The sequence below is a fragment of the Hoyosella levis genome (assembly GCF_026008515.1).
In the GTDB taxonomy this organism is placed as follows: Bacteria; Actinomycetota; Actinomycetes; order Mycobacteriales; family Mycobacteriaceae; genus Lolliginicoccus; species Lolliginicoccus levis.
Window position 1 is genome coordinate 34,394 of record NZ_BQYM01000010.1, and the last position, 26,688, is coordinate 61,081.

The 26,688-nt window shown below is 68.6% G+C and carries 26 protein-coding genes; 12 read left to right on the forward strand and 14 right to left on the reverse strand.

Annotation, left to right across the window (positions count from 1 at the left end; genetic code table 11):
- Window positions 1-16 precede the first annotated feature (16 nt).
- From QC765_RS11900 to QC765_RS11925, 6 genes are all read right to left on the reverse strand, one after another.
- The gene (locus QC765_RS11900; RefSeq protein ID WP_278314794.1) at window positions 17-1,312 is read right to left on the reverse strand and encodes a DUF58 domain-containing protein; all 1,296 of its coding nucleotides are present in this window, start codon (window positions 1,310-1,312) and stop codon (window positions 17-19) included.
- Between the two features lie 68 nt (window positions 1,313-1,380).
- Window positions 1,381-2,349, reverse strand: a complete 969-nt coding sequence (locus tag QC765_RS11905) for an AAA family ATPase (protein ID WP_278314661.1) — start codon at window positions 2,347-2,349, stop codon at window positions 1,381-1,383.
- A complete protein-coding gene (locus QC765_RS11910; protein WP_278314662.1) occupies window positions 2,346-3,506 on the reverse strand; it encodes a DUF4350 domain-containing protein in 1,161 nt (386 codons plus the stop codon). Before QC765_RS11910 ends, QC765_RS11905 begins: the two co-directional genes overlap by 4 nt.
- Entirely contained in the window at window positions 3,503-4,180 is a 678-nt protein-coding gene (locus QC765_RS11915) for a DUF4129 domain-containing protein (protein ID WP_278314663.1), read from the reverse strand. Before QC765_RS11915 ends, QC765_RS11910 begins: the two co-directional genes overlap by 4 nt.
- A gap of 7 nt (window positions 4,181-4,187) precedes the next feature.
- Window positions 4,188-5,258, reverse strand: coding sequence for a DUF7847 domain-containing protein (locus tag QC765_RS11920; protein WP_278314664.1), 1,071 nt, complete (start codon window positions 5,256-5,258; stop codon window positions 4,188-4,190).
- A 137-nt stretch (window positions 5,259-5,395) separates the two neighbouring features.
- Window positions 5,396-6,211 (reverse strand): RDD family protein, encoded by an 816-nt coding sequence (locus QC765_RS11925; RefSeq protein WP_278314665.1) that lies wholly within the window; start codon window positions 6,209-6,211, stop codon window positions 5,396-5,398.
- Between QC765_RS11925 and QC765_RS11930 the strand changes: the two genes are divergently transcribed.
- From QC765_RS11930 to QC765_RS11940, 3 genes are all read left to right on the forward strand, one after another.
- Window positions 6,210-8,147 carry a VanW family protein gene (locus QC765_RS11930; protein ID WP_278314666.1) on the forward strand — a complete coding sequence of 646 codons (1,938 nt, stop codon included), beginning with the start codon at window positions 6,210-6,212 and terminating at the stop codon, window positions 8,145-8,147. The genes QC765_RS11925 and QC765_RS11930 overlap by 2 nt on opposite strands.
- Window positions 8,148-8,310: 163 nt before the next feature.
- A complete protein-coding gene (locus QC765_RS11935) occupies window positions 8,311-8,679 on the forward strand; it encodes an ArsR/SmtB family transcription factor (protein ID WP_278314667.1) in 369 nt (122 codons plus the stop codon).
- Entirely contained in the window at window positions 8,676-10,637 is a 1,962-nt protein-coding gene (locus QC765_RS11940; RefSeq protein ID WP_278314668.1) for a heavy metal translocating P-type ATPase, read from the forward strand. Before QC765_RS11935 ends, QC765_RS11940 begins: the two co-directional genes overlap by 4 nt.
- 147 nt (window positions 10,638-10,784) lie before the next feature.
- On the opposite strand, the gene QC765_RS11945 is transcribed toward QC765_RS11940, so the two are convergent.
- The 3 genes from QC765_RS11945 to QC765_RS11955 form a co-directional block, all read right to left on the reverse strand.
- Window positions 10,785-11,255, reverse strand: a complete 471-nt coding sequence (locus tag QC765_RS11945) for a GatB/YqeY domain-containing protein (protein WP_278314669.1) — start codon at window positions 11,253-11,255, stop codon at window positions 10,785-10,787.
- 66 nt (window positions 11,256-11,321) lie between these two features.
- Complete coding sequence (locus QC765_RS11950) at window positions 11,322-12,113, reverse strand: efflux permease Rv1217c-related protein (protein ID WP_278314670.1); 792 nt, start codon at window positions 12,111-12,113, stop codon at window positions 11,322-11,324.
- 2 nt (window positions 12,114-12,115) lie between these two features.
- Complete coding sequence (locus tag QC765_RS11955) at window positions 12,116-13,006, reverse strand: ABC transporter ATP-binding protein (protein WP_278314671.1); 891 nt, start codon at window positions 13,004-13,006, stop codon at window positions 12,116-12,118.
- A 211-nt stretch (window positions 13,007-13,217) separates the two neighbouring features.
- On the opposite strand from QC765_RS11955, the gene QC765_RS11960 reads away from it, so the two are divergent.
- The 5 genes from QC765_RS11960 (at window position 13,218) to QC765_RS11980 (ending at window position 17,978) form a co-directional block, all read left to right on the forward strand.
- Complete coding sequence (locus tag QC765_RS11960) at window positions 13,218-13,547, forward strand: GNAT family N-acetyltransferase (protein ID WP_278314672.1); 330 nt, start codon at window positions 13,218-13,220, stop codon at window positions 13,545-13,547.
- The gene (locus tag QC765_RS11965; RefSeq protein ID WP_278314673.1) at window positions 13,544-13,966 is read left to right on the forward strand and encodes a (4Fe-4S)-binding protein; all 423 of its coding nucleotides are present in this window, start codon (window positions 13,544-13,546) and stop codon (window positions 13,964-13,966) included. The genes QC765_RS11960 and QC765_RS11965 overlap by 4 nt, the downstream gene beginning before the upstream one ends.
- A gap of 69 nt (window positions 13,967-14,035) precedes the next feature.
- The gene (locus QC765_RS11970; RefSeq protein ID WP_278314674.1) at window positions 14,036-15,508 is read left to right on the forward strand and encodes a TrkH family potassium uptake protein; all 1,473 of its coding nucleotides are present in this window, start codon (window positions 14,036-14,038) and stop codon (window positions 15,506-15,508) included.
- Between the two features lie 2 nt (window positions 15,509-15,510).
- Window positions 15,511-17,304, forward strand: coding sequence for an ATP-binding protein (locus QC765_RS11975; protein WP_278314795.1), 1,794 nt, complete (start codon window positions 15,511-15,513; stop codon window positions 17,302-17,304).
- Window positions 17,301-17,978, forward strand: coding sequence for a response regulator (locus tag QC765_RS11980; RefSeq protein WP_278314675.1), 678 nt, complete (start codon window positions 17,301-17,303; stop codon window positions 17,976-17,978). The genes QC765_RS11975 and QC765_RS11980 overlap by 4 nt, the downstream gene beginning before the upstream one ends.
- A 17-nt stretch (window positions 17,979-17,995) precedes the next feature.
- On the opposite strand, the gene QC765_RS11985 is transcribed toward QC765_RS11980, so the two are convergent.
- Window positions 17,996-18,271, reverse strand: coding sequence for a hypothetical protein (locus QC765_RS11985; RefSeq protein ID WP_278314676.1), 276 nt, complete (start codon window positions 18,269-18,271; stop codon window positions 17,996-17,998).
- A gap of 198 nt (window positions 18,272-18,469) precedes the next feature.
- On the reverse strand, window positions 18,470-19,051 hold the full coding sequence (locus QC765_RS11990) for a TetR/AcrR family transcriptional regulator (protein WP_278314677.1): 582 nt from the start codon (window positions 19,049-19,051) through the stop codon (window positions 18,470-18,472).
- 87 nt (window positions 19,052-19,138) lie between these two features.
- On the opposite strand from QC765_RS11990, the gene QC765_RS11995 reads away from it, so the two are divergent.
- On the forward strand, window positions 19,139-20,278 hold the full coding sequence (locus tag QC765_RS11995) for an MFS transporter (protein ID WP_278314678.1): 1,140 nt from the start codon (window positions 19,139-19,141) through the stop codon (window positions 20,276-20,278).
- 137 nt (window positions 20,279-20,415) lie between these two features.
- Complete coding sequence (locus QC765_RS12000) at window positions 20,416-21,681, forward strand: APC family permease (protein WP_278314796.1); 1,266 nt, start codon at window positions 20,416-20,418, stop codon at window positions 21,679-21,681.
- A gap of 30 nt (window positions 21,682-21,711) precedes the next feature.
- On the opposite strand, the gene QC765_RS12005 is transcribed toward QC765_RS12000, so the two are convergent.
- Window positions 21,712-23,115, reverse strand: coding sequence for a phosphatase PAP2 family protein (locus QC765_RS12005; RefSeq protein WP_278314679.1), 1,404 nt, complete (start codon window positions 23,113-23,115; stop codon window positions 21,712-21,714).
- A gap of 426 nt (window positions 23,116-23,541) precedes the next feature.
- Between QC765_RS12005 and QC765_RS12010 the strand changes: the two genes are divergently transcribed.
- Window positions 23,542-24,435, forward strand: a complete 894-nt coding sequence (locus QC765_RS12010; protein ID WP_278314680.1) for a metallophosphoesterase — start codon at window positions 23,542-23,544, stop codon at window positions 24,433-24,435.
- Window positions 24,436-24,446: 11 nt separating this feature from the next.
- Here the strand turns inward: QC765_RS12010 and QC765_RS12015 are convergent, their stop codons facing one another.
- The gene (locus tag QC765_RS12015) at window positions 24,447-25,475 is read right to left on the reverse strand and encodes a coiled-coil domain-containing protein (protein WP_278314681.1); all 1,029 of its coding nucleotides are present in this window, start codon (window positions 25,473-25,475) and stop codon (window positions 24,447-24,449) included.
- A 70-nt stretch (window positions 25,476-25,545) separates the two neighbouring features.
- Entirely contained in the window at window positions 25,546-25,956 is a 411-nt protein-coding gene (locus QC765_RS12020; RefSeq protein ID WP_278314682.1) for a four-helix bundle copper-binding protein, read from the reverse strand.
- Window positions 25,957-26,110: 154 nt separating this feature from the next.
- On the opposite strand from QC765_RS12020, the gene QC765_RS12025 reads away from it, so the two are divergent.
- Window positions 26,111-26,638, forward strand: a complete 528-nt coding sequence (locus tag QC765_RS12025; RefSeq protein ID WP_278314683.1) for a DUF421 domain-containing protein — start codon at window positions 26,111-26,113, stop codon at window positions 26,636-26,638.
- The last annotated feature ends 50 nt before the right edge of the window (window positions 26,639-26,688 follow it).

Below are 26,688 nucleotides of genomic sequence, written 5' to 3' on the forward strand. Positions count from 1 at the left end.
TACCTCCTGCGCGCCCCTACAAGCGCCCCGCAGCCTTCAGGGCCAGGTATTGATCCGCGAGGGCGGGCGGCAATGCCTCGGGGTCCGCGTCGACCACGGTGACCCCCCGCGCTCGCAACGAGGCCGCGACACGGCCGCGCTGCGCGAGGTCCTGCTCGGCCGCCGCGGCGGCGTGCACGGAATCGCTGCTCGACCGGTCCTGGGCGATCTCGCGCAGCGCCGGGTCCGCGACTGACGCGAGGATCACCTGATGCCGCGCGATCAGGCCATCGAGCACGGGCATCCAGGACTGCTCGATCGCTGCGGGCTCGAGCGGGGTCACGAGCACCACGAGGCATCGCTTCCTCGCCCGGCGAAGCACCTCCGCGACGACCCCGGACGCACTCGTCTCGACGAGCCGCGGCTGAACGGCGGCCATCGCATCAACCATCGTCGGCAGCAGCACTGACTCGGTCGAGCCCGAGGCACGCGAGGTGACCGCGGTGTCATGCGAGAGGTAGTCGACGCGGTCACCGGCCCGGCAGGCCAGCACCCCGAGCAGCAAGGCCGCATCGAGCTGCGCGTCCAGGCGCGGCGCATCCCCCACCCGGCCCGCCGAAGTGCGGCCACTGTCGACCACGATGATGATCCGGCGATCCCGCTCCGGGCGCCACGTTCGCACCATCACATCGCGGGAGCGGGCCGTAGCGCGCCAATCGATCGATCGCACATCATCGCCCGGCACATACTCGCGCAACGAATCGAACTCGGTTCCCCCGCCGCGGCCGAGCACGGATCGCCGCCCATCGAGCTCGCGCAGCCGCGCCGTGCGCGAGGGCAAGTGCTTGCGGCTCGTGAACGGCGGCAATGCTCGCACCGTCCCGGCAACGTGCCGGTCATGCTGCCGCCCCGCTACACCCAGCGGCCCCACCGATCGGAGAGTCGTCGCCACCACGTCGCGGTCGCCCCGGCGCAGCGGCGTGATCCGCACGGCAACAGTGCGCGCATGACCAGCAGGGACATCGATCGTCCACTGGTTGCTAGTCGCGCCCGCGCTGGGCACCCAGGCATCGCGCGCCTGCCCCCGCACCCTCCGGCGCCCCTCGTTGGCGATGCGGAGCCGGGATTCCACGCTGCCCCCGAGCTGCACTGACCTCTCCCCCGACCTTGTCACAGCCACATCCCGTAGCGATCCGGCCAGTGCCCAGTCAGCGGCGATCACGGCCACAACGAGCAGCGCGGCGCCACCGAGCCCCCACCAGGACGGCGCGAGAAGCCCCACAATCGGTGCCGCCACAAGCGCCAGCACCCCCGCGCGCCCTGTCACGATCACGCTCGCACGACCACGGGTGGTCATCGTGGCACCGCCACGGGTGGTCATCGTGGCACGGCCACGGGTCGTCATCGTGGCACGGCCACGGTCGCGAGCACGTGGTCGAGCACCCCCTCGGCCGTGGTGCCGTCCATCTCGGCCTCGGGCCGCAGGCCCAGTCGATGGCGCAGCGCCGGCCGGGCGATCGCCTTCACATCATCGGGGGTGACGTAGTCGCGCCCCACCAGCCACGCCCAGGCCCGCGCGGCATGCAGCAGGGCGGTGGCCCCGCGCGGCGAGACCCCGAGCTGCACCGCCGGAACGGTGCGGGTGGCGCGGCACAGGTCGACCCCGTAGCCCATGATCTCCTCCCCGACCGTGACTCCCCGCACCCCGTCCCGCGCCGCCGCGAGATCGCCTGCCGTCGCGACGGCCCGCACTCCTGCCGCTGCGAGATCATGCGGATCGAAGCCTGCCATGTGCCGCGCGACCAGGCCCGCCTCGTCCTCGCGCGAGGGCAGGCCCATGGTGAGCTTGAGCAGGAAGCGGTCGAGCTGCGCCTCGGGCAACGGATAGGTGCCCTCCTGCTCGACCGGGTTCTGGGTGGCGACGACCACGAACGGATCAGGCAGCGGCCGGGAAGCCCCATCGGCGGTGACCTGTCGCTCCTCCATCGCCTCGAGCAGCGCGGACTGGGTCTTCGGAGGGGTGCGGTTGATCTCGTCGGCGATCAGCAGGTTCGTGAACACAGGGCCTTCGCGGAAGGAGAATCGCTCCGCTGCCGCGTGGTAGATGATCGAGCCGGTGATGTCGCTGGGCATCAGGTCCGGGGTGAACTGCACGCGCGTCGACCGCATCTCCAGGCTCGTGGCGAGCGCGCGGACGAGCAGGGTCTTCGCCACCCCCGGCACTCCCTCGATGAGCACGTGCCCCCGGCAGAGCAGCGCCACGAGCAGTCCGCTGACCGCGGCATCCTGCCCGATCACGGCCTTGCCGATCTCCTCGCGCACGGCGTGCATGGCCTCGCGCGGGTCGCTGATCTTCGGTGCTGGGCTCATGGGTTGCTTCCCTCCGGGGTGTCGCGTCCTAGGTCTAGGTCATGCTCGAGCTCGGTGAGCGCGCGGGCCAGGGCGAGCAGCTCGGCGTCATCGGCGGGACGGGAACCGCTCAGCATCTCGGTGACCGCATCGGGTTCCCTCCCCGTCCGCGCGGCGATGGTCGCCACCAAGGTTGGCCCGGCGGTGCCACGGGGCAGTCGCAGCAGCCGGGCAGCCCGATCGGTCGTCGCAGCACGCAGGATGCTCGCTGCGTGAGCATGATCGCGGGAGCGCTGGTAGAGGCGGGCCCGGCCCTCATGGGTCTCGGTGGCACGAATGAACACTGGTAGTGGCTCGGTCACGATGGGCCCGAGGCGCCGAGCGCGCCATGCGGCGAGCAGCACCACGCCGACGAGCACCTGCATGGCGGCGAACCACCAGCCGGTCGGGATGAGCGAGACCAGGGATCGCTCGTCGGTGCGGAACGCGGGATCGGTGGCGCTCGGCAAGTACCAGGAGAGAGTGGGGTGGCGACCGAGCAGCATCATGGACAGGGCGGCATTGCCCTCGTCGCCGAGGTGCTCGTTGGTAAGCGGCGCGGCGGTGCCGAGGATGATGATGGTGCTGTTTCCAGCGCTCGCGGGGATCACGACGAGCGAATCGTCGTAGCAACGTATTGTTGGCGGCTCGGCGCTGTAGCGGGCACCGCCGAGGGTGGCGCGCCCCGCGCTCGCCGCGGCGGGCAGGTCGCAACCGGCCTCGAGCGCAGCGGTGAGCGCAGGCCGGAGCAGGTCGATGTCGCCAGGCAGTTCCTCGAGCAACGACGGGCCCGGATCGACCAGGATGGTGGTGCTCGCCGTACCGATCAGGTCCAGCATGCGCGCGCTGGGCACGTCAGCGGGATCGGTGACCAGGACTGTGCCTCCCGGTGCGGCAGCCAGCGCCTGATCGTAGGACTCGGTGCGGCTGGCCTGCACGCCTTCCTCGCCCAGCAGCACGTCGAGCGCGCGGGTGCCCGAGGGGGCCGCCGAGCGTGGATCAAGCGGCGTGCTCGCATCGGTTCCGCCGAGCACCACGGTGACGATGGCCGTGGTGACGACCGCCATGCCGATCAGCAGCGGCGCGCGCATGGCTTGCCAGCGCGCACGCCGGGTCGTGGGGCCGGGCGCGGCGGTCACCGGGGTGGCTCCGGCGTCGCGCTGGACAGCAGATCGCTGCTTGCCCGGCCGAAGGCGATCGCATCGTCGGCGGCAGCGATGATCGCGTAGTCCGCGCTCGTGGCATCGCGATGCCCGTAGAGCACGTCATCGAGCACAGGGGCGGCCGAGCGCATCGCGCTAGCCGCCTCGGAATGGCGAGCTTCGAGATGGTTGGCGAGCTCCCAGGCCGTGGAACCGCGCGTGTCCTCGATGATGCCGCGCTCCTCGAGGCTGGCGGTGGCCGCATGGAAACGGGCCGCGATGGCCATGGCGAGGTCTCCCTCGCGGAGCGCGGCCTCCGCGGCGAGCCGGTGATCACGGGCACTATCGCGCGCCGCGCTGCTGCGCCCGGACCGGGCAGCACGGCTAGCGCGCAGCGCTCCCGCCCGCCACCTGACGAGCACGAGTGCCGCGACCAGGACGGCGACGAGGACGAGCAGGCTGCCGATCCCGCTCGGGGATAATCCCTCGATCCCAGACAGCGCGACGCTGATCGCCCGGCCGAGTTGCTCGAGCAACCAGCCGGTTGCCTGCTCGAGCAACGATGGTCGCTGCTCGAGGTAGACCGCGCGGGAGAGTTCCTCGCGCGCCGCGGCCCCCGCCGGATCGCGGGCGATCTCGACGGGGGGCTGCAGCGTGGTCCGCGATGGCATGGGCGGGCTACCGGGCGCCCTGCTCCTCGCTGGCGCGAGCAAGCTCGATATCGAGCCCTTCCTTGCGCATGCGCAGGTCGACGTAGAGCAGCGACGTGGCAGCCGTGGAGAACGGGGTGACCACGATGGACAACAGGATGCCGCCGATCGCGGAAATGATCAGGACCGGAATGTTGCTGTCCGCCGCGATGCCCGCGATGCCACCGATGATGCTGAACGGGATCATGAAGATCAGGCTGATACCGAAGACGATGAGCATCAGCAGGAGCAGGACGCCCAGGACCCGCCACCACGTGCCACGCACCAGCGCGATCGAGCGCTGGATGGCGGTGATCACGCCGGTCTTCTCGAACACGAGCGCGGGCACCGAGACCGAGACGAGCACGCCGACCCACACCACGAGCGCGAGCGCGGCGAGCACCGCGACGAGGCCGACCGCCCAGTGAACGAGGAAACCACCGACCACGATGGCGATCAGGGTGATCCCCGCGACCACACCGAGCAGGTAGAGGCCCAGGATGCGCAGCAGATGCGGCCGCGCCGCTGCCCAGGTCTCGCCGATCGTGATGCGATCACCCAGCACGGCGGACTTGACGACAGTGGTCAGCATGCCGAGCAGCACGATGGTGACGAGACCGTAGATCGCTGCGGCGATCAGCTGGCCAGTGATCCATCCAGCCATTCCTTCCGTACCGGTATCCATCGTGGCTGGATCGAACATCACATCAGCAGTGGGCAATTGCGTGCCGGTCGCGATGACCTGGCCGATGGTGACCAGGATCGCGGTGAGGCCGAACATGACGACGGCGTAGCGGGTCATCGTCTTGACCGCGCCGTCGAGGATCTCGCCGACACCGAGGGGGCGCAGCGGGATCACGCCGGGGCGGGGCGCGCCGAAGCGCGAAGGGTCCACCTGCTGCATGGGTGGCATCCCGTAGCTGCCCTGTCCGTAGCCGCCCTGTCCGTAATTGCCCTGGGGGCCCGGCATGGCCCCCTGTGGTGGCTCGTAGCCAGGCGGTGGTGGGTAGTCGCCCCCTGGGTTGTCGCTTCCCGGATTCGAGCCCGGTGGATGGGTCACAGTTCCCCCTTCATCTCGGCGGGGCGGGCCAGCCGCGGGATGCCCGGTGGATCGAGCCAGCTGGATCGCCTCAGTGACCTCAGAGTCTGCCAGCCCCCGGCCGCGTACGCAGTGCGGAGTGACTCCGCTCGAGCACCTCACCCCGGAGGCGCGGCCCAGGGGTCATCGCTGGCCGGGCCCAGGATGGGGCGCGCGGGGACGCCTTGGCCCAGGGGCTTCGCGAGACGGGAACGCCTCTCCGCAATGAGATCAGCGACGACGTCCTCGTCCGGTGTTGCCTCGGGAGGCGTGGCGCTGGTGCGCTGCAGCAGGCTCGCCGCGAGGTCACCGGCGATGCGGTCGCGTGCTCCTGCGGAGAAAGTATCGCGCCGAGCGAGGAAGCTCTGTGCCGCTTGCAGCAGCGCGGGGTCGACATCGGTCAGATCCACGGTCCTCGTCCAGTCCGCTCGCTTGCCGGGAGCGCTGCCCGGGCCGGCCATCATCGGGGCGAGCCGCTCGCGCACGACGATCGTGCCCGCGAGATGATCCCCGGCTCGCTTGCCGGCCGGGCTAGCGAGGGACACCACGAGCGCTACCGCGCCGAAGAAGCCCAGCACCCAGAAATCGAGGAAGAACCCGGCGAGGCCGCGCACGAGGGCATGGCGGCCACTGATGGTTCCTCCGTCGTCGCGCAGCACCCGCAGCCCCATGATGGCCTTGCCGAGGCTACGGCCCCGCGTCAGCGTCTCGACCAGCACGGGCAGGGCGATCATGACCAGGATGACGAGCAGGAGGGAGATCGCGGCATAGGCGGCGGGATCGAGCGCGGGCAGGGCCGCGAACAGCACCGCGACCAGCGTGCCGAGGATCGTGAGCTGCACGAGCACATCGATGGCCACCGCGACGCCGCGGCTCGCGAAAGTAGCGTGCCGCAGGTCGAGCTGGACCGCTTCGCCGGATACGAGTGCTGGCATGGAATCCACGGTATCCGTGGCCCACAACGCCCGCACCTCCGCCGTCTCGCAGCTGTACGCGATCTCGAAGGCTGTGCCGTACCAGCGTGCATTCGATAGGCTTTGGTCCACCGATGATCAGGGGAGCCGTGCACGCGTGACCGACGAGCAGACCAACGACAGCACTGCTGACGAGCCCAGCAACGACCAGGACCAGGCCGCTGACACCCAGGCCGACACCCCGGCCGACGGCACCGACAGAGCTGGATCGGATCGTGGCAGTGCCGGGAAGCGTCGCGGTCGCCGCATCATCATCGCTGCCGTGGCCCTGCTCCTGATCGCGGGTGCCGCCTATGGCGCGGATATCTACTTCAGCCGTGGTGAGGTTCCGCGAGGCACCGAGGTCCTGGGCACCGAGATCGGCGGGATGCCGCGGGAACAGGCCCTCGTGGAGCTGCGCGAATCGCTCAAGGACCGGGAGACCGCGTCCGTGCCCGTGATCGCCGGTGACATCGAGACCGCCCTCGTTCCCGCTGAGGCTGGCCTCGCGCTCGACCTCGAGGAGACAGTCGATCAGGCGGCCGATCAGCCTCTCAATCCGTTGACCCGGCTCGCTTCGCTGTTCCGGGAGCGGGAGGTGCCTGTGGCCCGCACCGTCGATGAGCCCGCGCTCGCCGCCACGATGGAACGCCTCGTCGGCGAGATCGACCGCGAGCCGCAACCCGGCGGCATCGCCTTCGACGGTGCCCGTGCCGTCCCGATCATGCCCCAGCAAGGCCAGCAGTTGCTCGCCGAGACCGCGCGCGGCATCGTCGTCCGGGACTGGCCCCTCGGAATACCGCTGATGCTGCCCGCCGACATCACCGAGGTCGAGCTCACCGAGGAGGACATCGACCGCGCGATGCGCGAGATCGCCGAGCCCGCGCTCGCCACCCCGCTCGAGGTCACCGGCAGGAGCGACACCACCGCTACGTTGCCGCCCGAGCAGGTCGGCGAGGTGCTGCGCTTCGAGGCAGACGGTCCGGAGCTGCGGCACTTCTTCGACCAGGAGGCCGCGATCGGCATCCTCTCCCCCCAGCTCGCCTCCACCGAGTACCCGGCGCGTGACGCCACCGTGGCGCTCGGCAACTCGGGGCCGTACGTGGTGGAGGATCGCGAGGGCAGGAAGATCGACTGGGAAGCAACTCTCACTGGTTTCGACGAGCTGATGCTGCGGACCGAGGACCGCACCGTCGACGCCGAGTACGTCGAGATCATCGCGGAGTTCCGCACCGCCGATGCGGAGGCCCTCGGCATCAACGAGGTCGTTGCCGAGTACACCACCAGCGGATTCGCCACCGAGTCCGGGGTGAATATCCGGCAGGCCGCGCGGGAGGTCAATGGCGCCGTGGTCAAGCCGGGCGAGACGTTCTCGCTCAACGGCTACACGGGGCCGCGCGGCACCGCCCAGGGCTACATCGAGTCAGGCATCATCCTCAACGGGCGGCCCTCCGAAGCGGTCGGCGGTGGCATCAGCCAGTTCGCGACCACCCTGTACAACGCGTCCTACTTCGCGGGCATGGATGACGTGGAGCACCAGGAGCACTCGTACTACATCTCGCGCTACCCGGCCGGCCGCGAGGCAACGGTGTGGGAGGGCGCGATCGACGTGAAGTTCCACAATCCTTATAGCACCGGCATTCTCATCCAGTCGTTCGGCGACTCATCCAGCGTCACGGTGCGGATCTGGGGCACCAAGACGGTGAACGTGCAGTCGATCAATGGCGGCCGCTGGGCGTATACGAGCCCGTCGCGCATCACCCTGCCGGAGGGACCGAACTGCTTCCCCTCGAACGGGTCGCAGGGCTTCACCACCTCCGATACCCGTGTGGTGCGCGATGCCCAGACTGGTGCGGAGATCTCCCGCACCACCCGCACAGTGCGCTATGACCCGCAGCCGATCGTGGAGTGCAAGTAGCCTGCTCGTTTCCGGCCTTGGGCGCGGACGGCATCCGCATCACCAGGCCCGCGACTGTGCAAGAAACGACAGGTTTGGTCGATGCCCGTGTCGTTTTTCGAACACTCGCGGGCGACTGTCGGGCGCGCCCGACAGTTAGTCAAACATCCGTTAGACTGTTTGCATGACTGAAGGCACCGGCGACACCTGCGACCTGCTCTGCCTCGACCTGCCCCGGGCCGAAGCCATCCGCACCAGCCTCCCCAGCGAGGAACTGCGCCGACGAGCCGCCGAGCAGGCCCGCGGCCTCGCCGAACCGACCCGCATCGCCCTCGCGACCGCGCTCGCGAGCGGCGGCGAGTTGTGCGTCTGCGACCTCTCCTGGATCACCGGCACCAGCAAAGCGCTCGCCTCGCACCACCTGCGCCAGCTCCGCGCCACTGGCATGGTCACCTCGCGCCGCGACGGCAAGCTCGTCCTCTACCGCCTCGCCCCCGAGACCGCATCGCTGCTCGGCATGCTGCTCGGCACCACCGAGGGGAGCACGCCATGATCCGCGAAGCCCTCCGGCACCCCACGATCCGGGCGGCCCTGCTCGCTGCGGCGCTGCTCGTCGTCGCGCTCCCCTTCCACGGGCTGCCGTCGACGATCCTCGTCCTCGCCTCCGCACTGGTTGGTGCGAGCACCTTCGTCCCCCGAGCAGTCGCTCGCCTGCCCCGCCGCATCGGCGTCGGCACCCTGATGAGCATCGCCATGATCGGCGCGGTCCTGCTTGGCGCCTACACCGAGGCCGCCCTGCTCGGGATCCTGTTCTCCCTCGCCGAGGGGCTCGAGGACCTCGCCGTCACGCGCACACGCCGTAGCTTGCGCGCCCTGCACGTGCTCATCCCCGATACCGTCACCGTCGAGCAGGGCGGCACGATCCTCGACATCCCCGCCGCCGATCTCGCCATCGGCGACACGCTCGTCCTCGCGCCCGGCCAGCGCGCCGCCACCGACGCCACCATCACCGGCGGCCGAACCAGCCTCGACGTCTCCGCCATCACCGGCGAATCGATCCCCCTCGAGGCCGGTCCTGGAGACGCCCTGCCCGCCGGCGCCATCAACGGCACCAGCGCCATCACCGCCCGCGCCACCGCGGAAGTGGCGGATTCCTCGCTCGCCCGCATCGTCACGATCGTCGAGCAGGCCCAGCAGGACCACGGCGCCCGCCAGCGAATCGCCGACCGCATCGCCCGGCCACTCGTGCCCGCGATCCTCCTGCTCGCGACCGCCATCACCGTCGTCGGAGCGCTCCTCGGCGACCCCATGATGTGGATCGAGCGCGGACTCGTCGTGCTCGTCGCCGCGTCACCCTGCGCGCTGGCCATCTCCGTGCCACTCACCGTCGTTGCCGCCGTCGGCGGGGCGAGCCGCGCCGGAATGGTCGTCGGCTCCGGACGCGCCCTCGAAGCACTCGGCGCCGTCACGATCGTCGCGCTCGACAAGACTGGCACGCTCACCACGAACTCGCCCACCGTGATCGGTACCCAGGGCGCGGGGTTCCGGCGAACCAGGCAAACAGCCGACCCGCTGGCCATCGCCGCAGCCCTCGAGGAACGCAGCGACCATCCGCTCGCCGCGGCCATCGTCGAGGCCGCCCAGCAGCGCGCAGCCACCCGCTACCACGCCGACGACGTGCAAGCCGTGCCGGGCCGCGGCCTCACCGGAACCATCGACGCCGCCCCAGCGCGGCTCGGCTCCCCCGGCTGGATCCTCCTGCCTGCAGAGCTCCAGGAGAACGCGCGGGCGTGGCAGGAATCCGGCGCCACCGTTGTTGCCGTCGAGCTCGCGGGCGAGGTGCTCGGCATCCTCGCGGTCCGCGACGAGCTGCGCCCCGAAGCGCCCGCCGTCGTGAAGCAGCTGCGTGACCGCGGCATCCGCACCGTCATGCTCACCGGCGACTCCGAGCCATGCGCCCGCGCCCTCGCCACCGAATGCGGCATCACCGAGGTGCACGCCGGCCTCCTGCCCGAGGACAAGGCCGACGTCGTGGCGACCCTGCGCCGCTCCAGCACTACCGCGATGGTTGGCGACGGCATCAACGACGCCCCCGCCCTCGCCACCGCCGATACCGGCATCGCCATGGGCGCGATGGGCAGCGACGCCGCCATCGCCGCGGCCGACTGCGCGCTGCTCGGCAACGACCTGCGCCACCTTCCCCAGGTGCTCGACCACGCCCGGCGGGCACGCCGCATCATGGTGCAGAACATCGCGCTATCGCTGGCGATCATCATTCTCCTCGTGCCGCTCGCCGCGACAGGATTGCTCGGCCTCGCCACAGTCGTGCTCATCCACGAATCCGCCGAGGTGCTCGTCATCCTCAACGCCATCCGGGCGGCCCGCATCCGGCGGCTCGATGGTGCCGCGCCCGAGGCTGTGACCGTTCCCGTGCCAGCCACCGGCACGCGGCGCCCTGGCGGGCTGCTCGCCCAGGAGGACGACAGCGGGAGCTGCTGCGACCACTGCTAGGCGGGTGCTGCCATTGGCTGTCACCGGGCGCCGCGGGTTTCGCCTGCCTCGCCCGCGAGTGTGCAAGAAACGACAGCAACCGTGCTCAGAGCTGTCGTTTTTCGCACACTCGTGGAGCTGCCACACTCGCGGGCCCCCGCGGGGCCCCTACCCCGCGAGGCGCGCCTTGACCACCTGCGACACCCGTGCACCGTCAGCGCGCGCATCAACGAGGGCATTCGCCGCCTTCATGACCTGCCCCATCTGCCGCATGCCCGGGCGCTCGCCCGTATCGGTAGCGACCTGATCGATCGCCTGGTCGACGAGAGAGGCGAGCTCGTCATCGGTCAGCGGCTTGGGCAGGTAGCGCGCGATGATCTCGCCCTCGGCACGCTCCTTCGCCGCGAGCTCCTCCCGGCCCGCGTCGGCGTATACCGTCGCGGACTCGGCCCGCTTCTTCGCCTCCCGCATCAACACCTTGGTGACCTCCGCATCGGAGAGCTCCCTGGCCGACTCCCCCGCTACTTCCTCGGTCTGCACCGCGGCGAGCATCATGCGAAGCGTCGCCTTGGTCTCGGAATCCTGTGCTTTCATCGCGGCCGTCAGGTCCGCGCGCATCCGTGCTTTCAACTCAGCCATAGTGGCTCCACGATACGCCGGGACCGACCGCTCGCTCGCCATGCCGGGCCGCGCGGCCGATCGGTGTCAGCGACCGATATCGCGCCGCTCGAGCAAGGGAATGGCCGCGAGGACGAAGACCACGGCCGCTAGCAGCATCCACAGGTAGGACCATGGGAGCCCGGCCCCCACCGGGCCATCGGCGAGCGCTTGGTAGAACGGCGAGAGCGGCTGCCATGGCCGCACCCCGTCGACGAGGGCGCCCGCCAGGTACAGGACGTACGCCGCGACCGCGGCCGCGGAGCTCAGCGCGAGCGCCTTGATCCGGCTTCCTGTCGCTGCCCCGATCGCCAGCGAGAGCCAGCCGAACTCCAGGCCCAGCAGGGTGATCGCCAGTGCCCCGCTCGCGGCAGCGCCCACCCCCACTCCGAGGCCGAAGATCGCGGAGAAGGCGACGGCGCACACCAGCACGACCGTGCCCAGCAGCGTGATGGCCACGGCCACCGCCGCCGCCTGCTGCACCAGCAAGCCGCGCGGCGAGACCCGGGTCAGCAGCACTGCATCGAGGGTTCCGTTTTCCTCGTCGCCGGCGACGGCGCGCGCTCCCCTGCCGATACCGAACGCGAGGAACAGGATCGGCAGCATGGCGGTGAAGAGTTCCGTGTTGTAGTAGCCGACCCCAGTGCCGTACTCCTCGAGGTTGAACAGTTCCTGCATCGGTTCGGGGAAGCTCGCCAGGAAGGCCTCGAGATCGCCCATGTCCGCGAGGGAGGGCCAGAGCGCGGCCATCAGCAGGAGCAGCAGGACAAGGCCGGTCCCCCACCCTGCCAGCGCGCGCCGCTGGTCCCGGAGCGCTTTGGTGAACACGCTGCGCAGCATGATCACACCGCCTTCGCGTAGTAGCCGAGGAAGATCTCCTCGAGATCCGGCTCATGGGTGATGATCGAGCTGATGCCGTAGGGCGCGGCACAGGACAGCAGGGGCGCGGTGGATCCCTCGACGAGCACGTGCGTTCCCGCGTGATCGCAGGTGGCCTCCCGCACGCCATCGATCAGCCTCAGTTGCTCGAGCGACACCGCCTCGTCGAGAACCATGTCGATGCGGCGCAGCGCCTGGGACTTGAGCGTCGCCACATCGGCAACCTCGATGAGGGCGCCGCGGCGCAGGATACCGACGGTATCCGCGACCGCCTCTACCTCCGACATGACGTGGGAGGAGAGGAACACCGTGCGGCCCTCGTCACGGGCTTCGCGCACCATGCCCAGGAACTCTCTCTGCACCAACGGATCCAGACCAGCGGTGGGCTCGTCGAGGATCAGTACCTCCGGCTGGTGATGGAAGGCCTGGATGATGCCGACCTTCTGGCGATTGCCATGCGACATCTCGCCGATGCGCGAGCGCAGATCGAGCCGCAGCCGCTCCGCCAGGCCCCGTGCCCGCGCCGGCGGAACGCCCCCGCGCAGGTTTCCGAGGTAGCGCAGGTACTGCTCCGCAGTGAGGTCCGCATAGGCCACGAAGTCACCGGGGAGATAACCAACATGCCGCTGCGCGCCCTCCCTGTCGGCCAGGACGTCGGTGCCCAGGATGGTCGCGGTGCCACTGGTGGGGCGTAGCAGGCCTGCCAGGATGCGGATCGTAGTGGTCTTGCCCGCCCCGTTCGGGCCGAGGTAGCCGAACACGATGCCAGCGGGAACCTCCAGGCTCACATTGTCCAGCGCGATAGCGCGCCGGTATGCCTTGGTGAGCCCGGACGTGCGGATCGCCACGCTCATCGTTGTCTCCTCGCGGTCCCGGTACGGGGGTGGCTCGGCGCCACTTCCTGCATCCAGGGTCCCGCTACGGCACGCGCGGACCCTAGGGCACGCCGACTCTTTCCCACGGGTATTTGGTCCCCGGCGCGGCGCGCGCTCCTGCTGTTCGCCTGCCATGCGCGCCATGCTGCGGCACCATGGAAGCACCAGAAACGCACCCGGAAGGCGCCACATGCCATTCACCCTGCGCGACAACGACATGCTCGAGCGCTACGAGCTCATCGACGACGACACCAACGAGGTCGCCGGATCGGTGGAGTACAGCATCCTGCAAGGTCGGTTCTCCCTCACCCACACCGAGATCAGCAAGTCCTATGCCAGGCAGGGCCTTGCCTCCCAGCTGCTCGGGCAGGTGCTCGATGAGGCACGGGAGCGGGAGCTCGTGGTACTGCCGTTCTGCCCGTTTGCCCAGCGATACATCCAGAAGCATCCCAGCTATGCCGACCTCGTGCCCGCGCAGCTCCACGGCAAGTTCGGCCTGCAATCCCAGGAGTCGCGATGAGCGAGAACGCCAGCACCAAGGCGTATGAAGGGGACGGCATCACCGTCACCTACGACCGGCATCGCTGCCTGCACGCCGCCGAGTGCGTGCGCGGCCTGCCGGAGGTCTTCGACACCGCGCGCCGCCCGTGGATCCAGCCCAGCGCGGCCGAGCCCGGCGCCACGGCCGAGGTCGTTCGCCGCTGCCCCACCGGCGCATTGCACTACCAGCTCACTACCGGCCCCGCCGAGCAGGGCGACGCCGCAGTACGGATCACCACCGGCCCCGGCCAGCCCCTAGTGATCAATGGATCGTTCACCATCGACGATGGGTCCGGGCCTCGGTCCGAGACCCGCGCGACTCTGTGCCGCTGCGGGCAGACCGCGAACGCGCCCTACTGCAGCGGCGCCGGCGACTGCACCGATTGGCCCAGGCAATAGACGCGCGTCACACGGCGTCAAGAAACCATCAAGACTCCAGGCCGCACCGTCAGGACGGCATCAAGGCGCGTGCGCGCGCCACCGGCGGTGCGCACGCTGGATGAGTGCCACACCAACTACACGTCCATGCTGCGTAGCGCGGCGGGGCCCGCGCGCGCCCGTCATCTCGTCGGGCTTTTCGTCCGCCACCCCGCGCGCGTGGTCACCACAGGATTCGTGCTGGTCGTACTGACCGGCACGGTTCTGCTCATACTCCCGTTCTCGTCGGCCGCCGGTAGCTGGACCGCTCCCCTTCCGGCGCTGTTCACCGCCACGTCCGCGGTGTGCGTCACGGGCCTCGTCGTTGTTGATACCGGCACCTACTGGTCCGTGTTCGGGCAGGGCGTCATCGCGGTGCTCTTCCAGATCGGTGGCATGGGCGTGATGACGCTCGCCTCCCTGCTCGGCATCGTTGTCGCGCGCCGGATGGGCATGCGGATGCAGCTGATCGTGCAGGCCGAGACGAAGGAACTCCGCCTCGCGGACGTGCGGCGGGTCGCAGTGGGCGTGGTAGTGGTCAGCCTTGCCATCGAGGCGATCGTGGCGCTCATCATTGGCGTCCGCTACTACGCCGCCTATACCGACTCGGCCCTCGGGGCTGTGGGGTTCGCGCTGTTCCATGCGGCGTCTGCATTCAACAATGCAGGCTTCGGACTGCGGGCGGACAGCATGATGGCGTTCACCGGCGACCCGTGGATCCTCCTGCCCATCATCGCCGCGTTCGTGCTCGGCGGCATCGGTTTCCCCGTCCTCCTCGAGATCGGCAAGCACCTGCGGCGGGAACGCCGCGCGCGCAACAACACGGGTCTTCCTCTCGGGCCTCCCCCGCGCTGGTCCCTGCACACCCGGATCACCGTCCTCGCGTATGGCGCGCTCGCCGCCGTCGGCATCGCCGCGGTTCTCGCCTTCGAATACTCCAACCCGGAGACTCTCGGCCCGCTGGGCACGGGAGAGAAGATCCTCGCCGGGGTATTCCAGGGCCTCGCCCCTCGCACGGTCGGCTTCAACTCGCTCGATGTGGGCCAGATGGACTCGGCAACGATCCTCATCACCAATGTGCTGATGTTCATTGGTGGCGGCAGCGCGGGAACCGCGGGCGGCATCAAGGTGACTACCTTCGCCATCCTCGGCTTCGTGATACTCGCGGAGCTGCGCGGGCAACCCTCCGTCCATGCCCTCGATCGCCGCATCCCCGAGTCAGTGCAGCGCCAGGCACTGACGATCGTGCTGCTCAGCGTCGCCGCGATCATCAGCGCGACGATCCTGCTGATCGCGATCAGTGGCCACGGCGCGGAGGAAGTGATGTTCGAGGTGATCTCGGCATTCGCTACTGTGGGGTTGTCCATGGGCATCACCGCGGACCTGCCTGCCCTCGGGCATGTGGTGCTCATCGCGCTCATGCTCATCGGCCGGATCGGACCCGTGGTGGTGGCGTCCGCGCTCGCGCTGCAGGAGCGGCCCCGGCGCTACGAGCTGCCCGCGGAACGCCCCATCGTGGGGTGAGCATGAACGATGAGGGGGCAGCTTTGCGCGAGCGAGTACTCGTCGCGATCTCCGGTGCCGGGGATACCGAGGCGCTGGTGCAGCGCGCTGCTCGCGCGGCCGACCGATGCGGTGCCGAGCTGCTCGTGGTACATGTGCTCGACCCCCGGGAGCGCGGCACCCCGCCCGGTGTCGTCGAGGCAATTCGCGAGCAAGCCACCAAAGCCGCGGCTACATTCCATACCGTCGTGGCCAGCGACGTTGCCGGTGCTCTTCTCGAGCTAGCCCGCAGTGCTGGCGCCACCCGCATCATCGTCGGGCATCGCGCGCGCCCCAATTGGCCCCTGGCGCGCCGCCGCGGCACCGCCAGCACCGTTGCGCGGAATGCAGGATCCATCGATGTGCAGCTCGTGGCCACGCCACCGAGCCGACGCGCGGCGCACGGCACGATGCGTGGATCAGCACTGTCCCGCTCCCGCACGCGCGCCGCGTGGGTGGCGGCCATCGCCGTGCCCACGCTGCTTACTGCCGGGTTCGTGCCATTCAAGGAGCAGCTCGAGCTCGCTGACGTTGCCATGGCGTTCCTGCTCGGCACCGTTGCCGTCGCCTTGATCGGCGCATGGCGGCCAGCGTTGACGGCGGTAGTGCTCAGCGCCATCCTGCTCAACGTCTTCTACACCGAGCCCTTCCACACGCCCTACATCGCCGATGCCCACAACCGGTTCACCCTCGCCGTGATGGCCGTGGTCGCCGCGGCGGTCGCCACCGTCGTGCACCGCTCTGCAACCCGCGCCCGCGAGGCCGCGCATGCCCGCACCGAGGCCGCGCTGATGTCGTCCTACGCCCGCACCATCCTGCTCGACGACAACCCGGCCGACACGCTCCTCGCCCGCATCCGCGAGGACTTCGGGCTCGATTCGGTAGAGCTGCGCGAGAAGCCCGCCCGCGCTGGCTCGCCGCACTGCCAGGAGATCCCCCTCGACGCCACGACCGCGCTCGTCCTCGACGGACCCGGCCTCGACGAGGCCCGGCGCTCCATGCTGGCCAGCGCCGGGGTGCAGGCGGTCCTCGCGCTACGCCACCAGCACATGATGAGCACCGCTGCCGAGGCCAAGCGGCAATCCGACGCCGCCGCGCTGCGCACCGCGTTGCTCTCCGCGCTCGGCCACGATCTGCGGACTCCCCTGACCGCCCTGACCATGGCCATCGCGACCCTCGACAACGAGGCGCTCGCCATCACGCCCGAGGATCGGCGCGAGCTGCTCAGTGTCGCCGACGAATCAACACGCCAGCTCCGCGATCTCGTCGACAACCTGCTCGATTCCTCCCGCCTCGCCACCGGCGCCGTGCGGCCCCTCATCCGATCCCACGGCATCGACGACATAGCCGTGCGTGCCCTTGCCAGCGTCCGCGGCGGCAACAAACTCGCCCTCGCTCTTCCCGACGACCTGCCCGACGTGCTCGCGGACGCCGGGCTGCTCGAGCGCGTCATCGCCAACCTCGCCGACAACGCCATCCGCCACGGCAGCGAACCCATCCGCATCGAGGCGCACCACACCGCCGAGCGCGTATTGCTCTCGATCATCGACCACGGTCCTGGCCTCTCGCCCGAGGCTAGGGCCCAGTTGTTCGAGCCGTTCCAGCGCCACGGCGACCGCGACCGCACCACTGGCATCGGGCTCGGCATGTCCGTCGCCAAAGGGTTCGCCACCGCCATGGGTGGCACCATCGAGGCCAGCGACACCCCAGGCGGAGGGCTCACCATCACCGTCACGCTCCCCGCCGCCCCCCAGCCCGGACTGGAGCCACGAGCATGACCAGTGTCCTCGCCGTCGACGACGACCCGCAGATCCTGCGCGCCCTGCGCATCAATCTCGTGGCCCGCGGCTACACCGTGCACACCGCCGCCACCGGATCCGAAGCGCTACGGTCCGCCGCCACCCACAAGCCTGACGTTGTCATCCTCGACCTCGGGCTCCCCGATCTCGACGGCACTGACGTCATCCATGGCCTCCGGGGCTGGACGACCATGCCCATCATCGTGCTCTCCGCCCGGATCGACTCCATCGACAAGGTCGTCGCTCTCGACGCGGGCGCCGACGACTACGTCACCAAGCCCTTCGGGATGGACGAGCTCATGGCCCGATTGCGCGCCGCCATCCGCCGCGGGGCCCCCGCGCCCACCGTGAGCAGCGAGATCCGCGTCGGCTCGCTCGATATCGACCTCTCCGCCAAGCGCGTCACCCGCGACGGGACGACAGTCCGGCTCACGCCGACCGAGTGGGCCATCCTCGAGCTCCTCGCCCGCAATGCCGGAAAGCTCGTCACCCAGAAGCAGCTCCTCACCACCATCTGGGGGCCCGAGTACGAGAACGAGTCCCATTACCTGCGCGTCTACCTCGCCCAGCTGCGCCGCAAGCTCGAGGAGGACCCCGCCCGGCCGCGGATCCTCATCACCGAGCCCGGCATGGGCTACCGGTTCATCAGCTAGGGGGCGCCATTCCGGCACTACATCGACATCATCATCTGGCGCATCCGCATCATCTGGTCCGGGGAACAGATCATGCCCATCGCTTGCATGTGCATGCTCATCAGGTCGGGGTTCTGCTGCAACAGCTCATGCTTGAAGCGCATGATCTCCGCGTTTTCGTGCATGAACTGCATGACCTTGCCGCATGTGCTGTTCGCGTCATGCATCATGGATGTCGAGGGCTGCGCGAGCGCTGTGCCGCCACCAAGAACTGCTGATACTGCCATGACGCTCGCCACAACGGCAGACTTCATCGCGTTCATCTCGATCCCTTCTCAAGCTCACTGGTATGTCGGGGGGCCGGACGGTGCCGATCAGGACGAGACCGGTCCAGGCTCGGCGAGCATGGGCTCGCGCGATGCTTCCTTCTTGATTCTCACCGGGAAGCGAGACCCGGGATAGAGCCTTCCGTCCCGTGCAGCCAGGGCCATCCGCCCCCGGATCGTCTGCTGTCAATCACGCATGTAGGAGCGAGCTGCCGAGCAGGCCAGGCGGCGGCCCACGTCGATCGGCGATCCGGGGGCGCCGCGAAGGAGTGCAGCCAGGGTGCCGGTGTAGGCGAGGAGTACCTCGTCGGCTAGATCCTGGGCCCGCGCCCCGGCGAGGGGACGAGAAAGGTGCAGGAGGCGCTCGGTGAGGAGGGCAGTGTCTGCTGCGATGACCTCACCGATCTCGTCCGCTGTCACGGGAAGCTCGGCCGCAGCGGCCAGGAATGCGCACCAGCGTGCTGGGTTGTCCTGGTCGCGACGGTGGGAAGCTAGTGCGTCGAACACCGCGAGCAAACGCTCCAGGTCGTCGCCTGCCGCGATGATGCAGCGGTCCCAGGCTGTGCGCCACTCCGCGAGGCGCGCCCGTAGCGCTTCGGCTACCAGAGCGTCCTTGCTGCCAAAGTGCGTGTACAAGGTGGCTGCCGAGACCTGTGCCTCGCGCAGCAGCTCGTCGACCGGCGTTGCCCGGATGCCGCGGTGGAACAGCACCCGATCGGCGGCCTGAAGCAGTCGTGCGCGAGCGGGAGATCGCCGGGCCATGGTCATGGTTTCAGTGTAGGTACCCTTCAAATCGAAACGTTCGTTCTGCTAGATTGATACGTGCGTTCTGGTTATCGGATGCAAGGGGGCGCGATGCGGTCTCTCGTGGTCAGCGGCATGGCCTTGATCGCAGCGACCTATGGGCTCGCGCGCTTCGGCTACGGCCTCTTCCTCCCCCGGTTCGCTAATGCCTTCCAGCTCGACCCAGTCATCTCAGGGCTCATTCAGTCCGGAAGCTTCCTGTCCTTCTGCCTTGCCGCAGTGACGGCCTCGCGCCTCGCTGCCCGCCCGCGACTCGTCGTCCTCTGCGCGGGCGCGACAGCCACGCTGGGGTCACTCGTCGTGGCAGGAGCCCCCGACGCGATCGTCCTCGCGCTCGGCGTGGTCCTCGCCGGCGCCGGGGCCGGGTTCGCCACGCCAGGCCTCGTCATGCTCATCGAGCGGAACGTCGCGCCACCGCGCCGCGAGAGCGCTCAGACGATCGTCAACGCCGGCACCGGCGCGGGGATCGTTGCTGCAGGCATCGTCATGCTGCTCACGATCGGCCAGTGGCGGCTGGGCTGGCTCGCCTTCGCCATCCTCGTAGCCCTGGCGACCATTGCCACCCTCCGCGCTGACCAGTCCGCCCATCAGCGCCCACCACCGCCAGCGCGGGCGCCGATCCTGGCACCGCTGGCGTTCCCCATCTCCGCAGCGGCGCTGGCAGGGGCTTCGAGCGCCGCGATCTGGACCTTTGGCCGCACCATCATGGTCGAGTCCCGCGCGGACGGGGCGATGTACTCCATCATCGCCTGGATGGTCCTGGGTGCATTCGGCGTGCTCGGAGCCACCGCCGGAAGGATCGCCCAGGCCTCGACCCTGCGGACCGCCTGGGACGTGGCTACATCGGCAATGGCCGCCGTGACCATCGGCCTGGCCGCGGCACCCGGATCGCCCCTGCTGGCAGGCATCTCCGTGGCCGTGTTCGGTGCCACCTACACCGCGGTATGCGGGGTCCTCATCGTCTGGGCCTCGCGCTCTCTCCCCTGCCACGCAGCCCAAGGCACGGCCATGTTGTTCATCGCTCTCGCCGTCGGCCAGGCGATCGGCGCGGGACTGCTCGGCGCCCTGATGGGTTCCACTACCCCGCTCGTGGCTTTCACCGTTGCTGGCATCCTCGGTTTCCTCGCGGTGCTCCCCGCCACGAAGCGGGCCACCGCAGCACCAGCGACAGGCAGGCAGACTTGCGCCTGAAGCACCACTACAGTCCTCGGCGGCATAGGCACGCAACGCCTGCGCAGTATCGTGGAGGAGTTTAGCTGGAAGGGAGCAGCCAGGTGTCCAACGAAGACGAAAGCACCGCACGCTACAAGAGCGGATCCTTGTCGCTCGTGGGCGCGATATCGATGGGCACCGCTGTCATTATCGGCGCGGGAATCTTCGCCCTGACGGGCCAGATAGCCGAGCTCGCAGGTCCACTGTTTCCCCTCGCGTTCATCGTCGGCGCTATCGTCACCGCGTTCAGCGCGTATAGCTACGTCAAGCTAGCCAAGGCTTTCCCGAGCGCGGGCGGCATCGCCATGTTCCTCAAGCAGATGTACGGGCCGGGCACGATCACGGCCGTCGGTGCGCTTTTCATGTACTTCTCCATGGTGATCAACGAGAGCCTTGTTGCCCGCACCTTTGGCACATACGTCAGCCAGCTGTTCGGCAGCACACCGGCATGGATTGTTCCAGCGCTCGGCGTTGGATTGCTCATCTTCGCCTTCGCCATCAACATTTCCGGCAACCGCATCGTTGGAAATTTCTCGCTGGTGATGTCGCTCGTCAAGATCGGCGGAATCACGCTTTTCGGAATCGCTGGACTATGGCTGGCCGACCTCGGCAGGATCACCGGAACCGATGCGAGCCTCGGGCAGTTCGGGATCACTGGCTTCATCTCGGGTGTTGCTCTGGCCATCCTTGCCTACAAGGGCTTTACGACGATCACCAACAGTGGCGCCGAGATCAAGGATCCACACCGCAATGTCGGTCGAGCAATCATCTACTCGATCGTGATCTGTGTCCTCGTCTACATGCTGGTTGCGCTGGCTGTCGCGGGCAATCTATCGCTCGCTGAGATCGTGCAGTCCAGGAACTACGCCCTAGCGGAAGCGGCGAGGCCCGCTTTCGGGAACTTTGGGCTCTACTTCACTGTTTTCCTCGCCATCATAGCGACGGTTTCCGGCGTGATCGCCAGCGCGTTCGCGGTGTCCCGGATGCTCGCCATGCTCACCGATATGAAACTGGTGCCGCACAGCCATCTGGGCATGCCGGGAGACATTCAGAAGCACACTCTGGTCTACACGATTGCCCTGGCGATACTGCTGACGATCTTTTTCGATCTGAGCAGGATCGCCTCGCTCGGCGTGGTCTTCTACCTCGCGATGGACATCGCGATCCACTGGGGCCTATGGAAGAACCTCCGGAGGAAAATCGATATCAAGCCCGCGATTCCCTTGGTCGCCATCACTATGGATCTGGTGGTCCTCGCGGCCTTCGTCACGATGAAGATTCGGACCGACCCACTGGTGATCGGAGTCGCTGCGCTCGCCATTTGCGCCATCATCGGCTTCGAATGGCTCTACCTGCGGCGCAAGCGTGCCGCGCAATCATAGTATTCAAGCTCCCTGCGCAAGCCCGCGAGATCATCTCGCCATGACGCTTCGAGAGCCCGGTTCCGCGCGGCTGCTGATATGGCCGGACTGATCGTCGTTCGTGCCAGCCGCAGGCAAGAATATCCACCAGCACACCGCAAGCCAGGTGCAGGCGTAGATCACGCTCGCGAGGGTGTCGGTGAGGTAGTGGACGCCGATGTACAGCCTGGACACGACGACGGACAGCACGATCAACGCGGCCACGGCAACAGCGAGAAACCGCCACCACCGGTGCAGGAGAAAGACGATGAGCAGTGCGATAGCGCCGTAGGCCGCCGTGGTCGCGGCAACGTGGCCGGACGGAAACGACGAGGTCGGGGGCAGCCCGGGGGTGAGGTGCTCGACGGACGGCCGAGAGCGGCCGACCACCGACGATGAGGCGAGAAAGAGCAACGATTCGCCCACGACCGCCACCACGAGGAACAGCGCGGGGCGCCACCGCCGGGTCAGCGCGAGCGCGGCAACAACGGCGATGGCCACAACGGCGACGATGGTGATCGTGTCGCCAAAACGGCTGGCGTTCAGCATGACGGGGGTGATGGATTCGCTCCTGATGCTGGCGAACCATTTAGCTACCGCGGTGTCCCACTGGCGCACGGTCGCAATCTGCTCGGTGATGAGCAGCCCGGCTCCGGCGAGCGCTCCCCAGATCAGCACAGCTGCGACCATGAGCCGACTGACACTGTGCCAGCCCGCGGGCAGAGGTGCATCGTGTGCCGGGGCGGGGACAAGGCGATCGTGCTCCTCTGGTTCCAGTCCCTCGGTCAGTGGCGGACGACCCAATCCCGCCTTCTCGTGCCAGCGGCGAAAAGCCATCGCACTGACCAGCAGCCACAGCACACCGAGAAGCCAGCCACCAAGGACGTCCGAGGGATAGTGCACGCCCAGGGCGATGCGAGTGAGACCGATGGCAATCACCAGCGCCGCGACCGCGAATATCGCTGGCTTGCGTAGCCGCGCGGCGACGGCCGGCAGGAATACAAGGAGCAAGACACCGTAGGTGACCGTCGAGCTCAGTGCATGTCCGCTCGGGAAGCTCAGCCCAGGCGCGGCGGCGACCGTTGTATCCACGACCGGACGACCACGCTCCACCCACGCCTTCACGCCGGTCGTCAGCGATAGCGCTCCGAGCCCGGCCACGCCAACGTACGCGGCGAGGGCTGGCTCACGGCGAATCAGCAGCCACCCCAATGCGAGCAGGAGCAAGGCCCAGGTCACCAGGGAGCCGCCAAGATCCGTGAAGAGTCCCAGCGCATGAGCCAGCCACGGTGTGGATGACACGGTGGGGTTCAGTGCAGCCACTACGGATTCATCAACGGATTGCAGTGGCTTCCAGCCGAGGACGACCAAGGTCGCCAGCAGCGCGAACAGTCCGCCCACGACGCACGCCGTCACCTGCCCATTGGAGCCGGTAGCTCTAGCCGAGCCTAGCCGCATCCCTGGGTGGACATTCTGCGATTGTCGATCAGCGACAAGTTCCTCGTTCATTCTTGCTGTCCCCGCCCTTCGCTTCGGACTAGCAGGTGCAGCAAAGCGGCGCGCGGCGCCTGGCTGCTGGTCCCACATTCCTGGCCGCTAGGCCCCGTTTGTCATCAAAGGGCTCTCCGGCTCATTCGCGTCCCAAACACCCCCCTGATCTTCGTTGTCGGGTATTCATGCACTCGTGACCGAAATGCAACTCCAGGGCCGAGTATCGCGCACTGGATGGGGAACTGCACTGGAGGCGTCCGCTTGGGCGCCCCGATTGACCGGGAAGAAGGTAGCTGAGGCGGCTACGAACGCGGGCTCCTGGCGCAGAGAGCACTCGAGCAAAGGAATCCCATGAAACGACCGCTCAAGATAGCAGCGATAGCGCTGACCACGGCCATCGTACTGATTACCGGGTATGGCGTACTCATCGAGCCCCGGTTCATCCTGGACGAGCGGCATCACACCATGACGATGCCGGGGCTCGGCCCCGAGCACGAGGGCACAACCATCGCGGTGATCGCCGACCTGCAGGTCGGCATGTGGTGGGCAAACACCGGCATGGTGGAACGAGCGGTGCGCGAGCTCGTAGACGAGGATCCGGATGCGGTGTTGCTCGGCGGCGATTTTCTCTATAGCAGCGATCCCAGCATCGCCGTGCAAGCAGATGCGGTGCTGGATCTGCTCTCACCGCTGCTTGACTCCGGAATTCCAACATTTGCAGTAATGGGCAACCATGACTACAAGGTGGGCGGCGCAGAGCGAATGACCACAGCCCTCGAGGAGCGCGGCGTAGACGTGCTGCTCAACGAGGCCGCGCCCCTGCCCGGCAAGGAGGACCTCGGCCCCGCCCAGCAGTTCTACGTGGTGGGCGTCGGCCCGAAGGTCCCCGGGCAAGCCGATGCCGAGCTAGCGCTGGAGGGCGTCCCCGAGAACGCGCCCCGCATGGTGCTGATGCACAATCCCACCACGTTCCGCTCGCTGCCCGCTGGCAGCGCTCCCTTGGCGGTGGCCGGGCACACTCACTGCGGACAAATCGCTATCCCTGGGTTGACGCAGTGGTCGTACCTCGACCTGACCGCAGAGGAGAAGATCGTCGCTGATGGCTTCGCGCCACACGACTACGGAGCAGCCGGCAACCAACTGTTCGTGACATGCGGTATCGGGTTCAGCGTGGTGCCAATGCGCATTAACGCTGCGCCCCAGATCGCGTTCTTCGAGTTCGTGGCAGACCGCGGGACGAGCTGACATTTACCGGACTACCCAGCTTTTCCTGCCTCGCCGCTGTGCTTGCGCAGCGCGTCACGCTCGTCCCGCAGCGCGGTGAGGTCGGCACGCAGGTCGCCGATGCGCTCGCGGGCATCCGCGAGCTGCTGTCGCTGGTTCTCCATGGCGTCGCGGTGGCTGGCCGTGGCTTCCTCGAGCGCGTCACGGCGGGCCTTCTCGAGTGCTTCAGTGTGATCGCGAGCGTCGGCGAGGCGAGCGGCCTGCTCGGCGCGGAGCTCCCGGGCGAGCTCGGCAAGCTGCGCGCGCAGGTCCCGCGCTTCACCGAGTGCTTCCTTGCGGCCGGACTCTGATCGGGCGGTCGCGTCGCGGGCCGCTTCGAGGGCCTGCTCGAGCCTCCCGATGGCGGCGGCATTCCGGGCGTCGCGATCGTGCTGCTGCTGGTCCCACTCCTGGCGGGCGCGCGCGTGCTCCTGCCCCACCGTCTCGATGTGCTCGTGGAACTCGCGCCGCGCCTCCTCGAGCTGGGCGCGGGCGGACAGAGTGGCGGCCTGCTCCTCGTGGAGCTGCTGCTCGAGCTGCTCGCCGCGCTCCCATGCCTGGGCGGCGGACTCGACGGCCTCGTCGCGCTCCTCGCGGGCTGTCTCCTCGGCCGCGCGGGACCGCGCGAGCGCGGCCTTGGTAGTGGCTGCCTCCTGCTGCGCGCGGGCGACCTGCTCCGCGCTCTCGGCACGGATGGTCTCAAGCTGCTCATCGACCGCGGCGGGGTCAGCGATTCGCGCGAGCGCCTTGTCGATGCGCTCGGCGACGGCAGTGAGCTCGCGAATGTGCTGGCCGGTGGCGGCGCGCAGGGCGGGCACCGTCGCGGCGAGCGAATCGACTGCTTGCACCGGCGTCTCCGGGTCCGCGGGCTCTACCCCAGCGAGCTGCTTCTCGGCCTGCCTGGCGCGCCACGCGCGCGCTCGCTCGGCGGCAGTGGCGTACTTGCGGACCCGCCCGCCGGTGGGGGGCGCCTCGCCGACCGGAGTGGGCGCTGCAGCGTTGTCGGTATTCGTTGCGGCCACCGGCACAGAGTACCCCAGCACCGCATCGCCACGGCCTCGCCGAAGCCGTGGCGGTGGGGTCCCCTGCTGGTCATCCGATCGCAGCGATGAGATCCCGGCAGGAGTCCTCGCAACGGCGGCAGGCCGTCGCGCAGGCGCGGCAGTGCTCGTACGCCTCGCCGTGCCCCTCGCAGTGCTTCGCGCACTCGGCGCACGCGGCAAGGCACGCGTTGAGCATGGCCTTGACGACCTGGGCGCTAGCGCCTTCCTGCCGCGAGATGACCTCGCCCGTGGCCTGGCATATGGTCGCGCAGTCGAGATCGGTCGCGATGCAGTGCACGAGATCGGCTACTGCATCCTCCGCGAGACAGGAGTCCGCGCAGGCGGTGCAGGCCTGCGCGCACTCGAGGCACGCCTCGATGCAGGAGACGAGGGCGTCGCGGTCCCCTGTGATGCGAGCGGTGCCGGGGTGATTGGCGAGCATGATCGATGGTGTGCCCATGGTGAGCTCCCTAGCGGTCGGGGTTGTCTGTTCGGACTGGCCCGCAGCGGGCCGTCTGCTGGCTACCCGGGACCCCGGCGGGCAAACGCGAGCCCTTGTTGCCGCCCCCACAGGCGTCCGGTTTGCCCGCCCTTCCCGGGGGTAGGCGTCGACCATGTGGTTTCACACTCTTGATGAACTTTTCCGGATCCTCGTGGTCGGCAGCGCGGCTTACGTCGTTCTCGTTCTTGTGCTGCGCATCTCGGGCAAGCGCACGCTCGCCAAGCTCAATGCTTTTGATTTCGTGGTCACCGTCGCTCTCGGTTCGACCCTCGCGACGATCCTTCTCAGCGCGGACGTCTCGCTGGCCGAGGGCGCGACGGCACTGGCGCTGCTCGCCGGTCTGCAATTCGTGGCCGCGTTCGTCAGCAGCCGCATCCACGGCGCCCGGGACGCGCTGACCGCGGCCCCGACGCTGCTCCTCGAGGACGGGACAGTCCTGGAATCCGCGATGCGGGCGCAACGGGTGTCGCGTGCCGAGGTGATGCAGGCAGTGCGCGCGACCGGTCTCGGTGATCTCTCCCGCGTCGCTGCGGTAGTGCTCGAGACGAACGGTTCGTTGAGCGTCATTGCGGCCGAGGCTCGCGGTGATGGCACGAGCCTGGCAGATGTGCGGGGGCGCAGCGCGGACGAGCAAGCGTAGCGACGGCTATTTCGCGCCCGTTCTCGGTTTGGCATTCTCCGTTCGTCGCG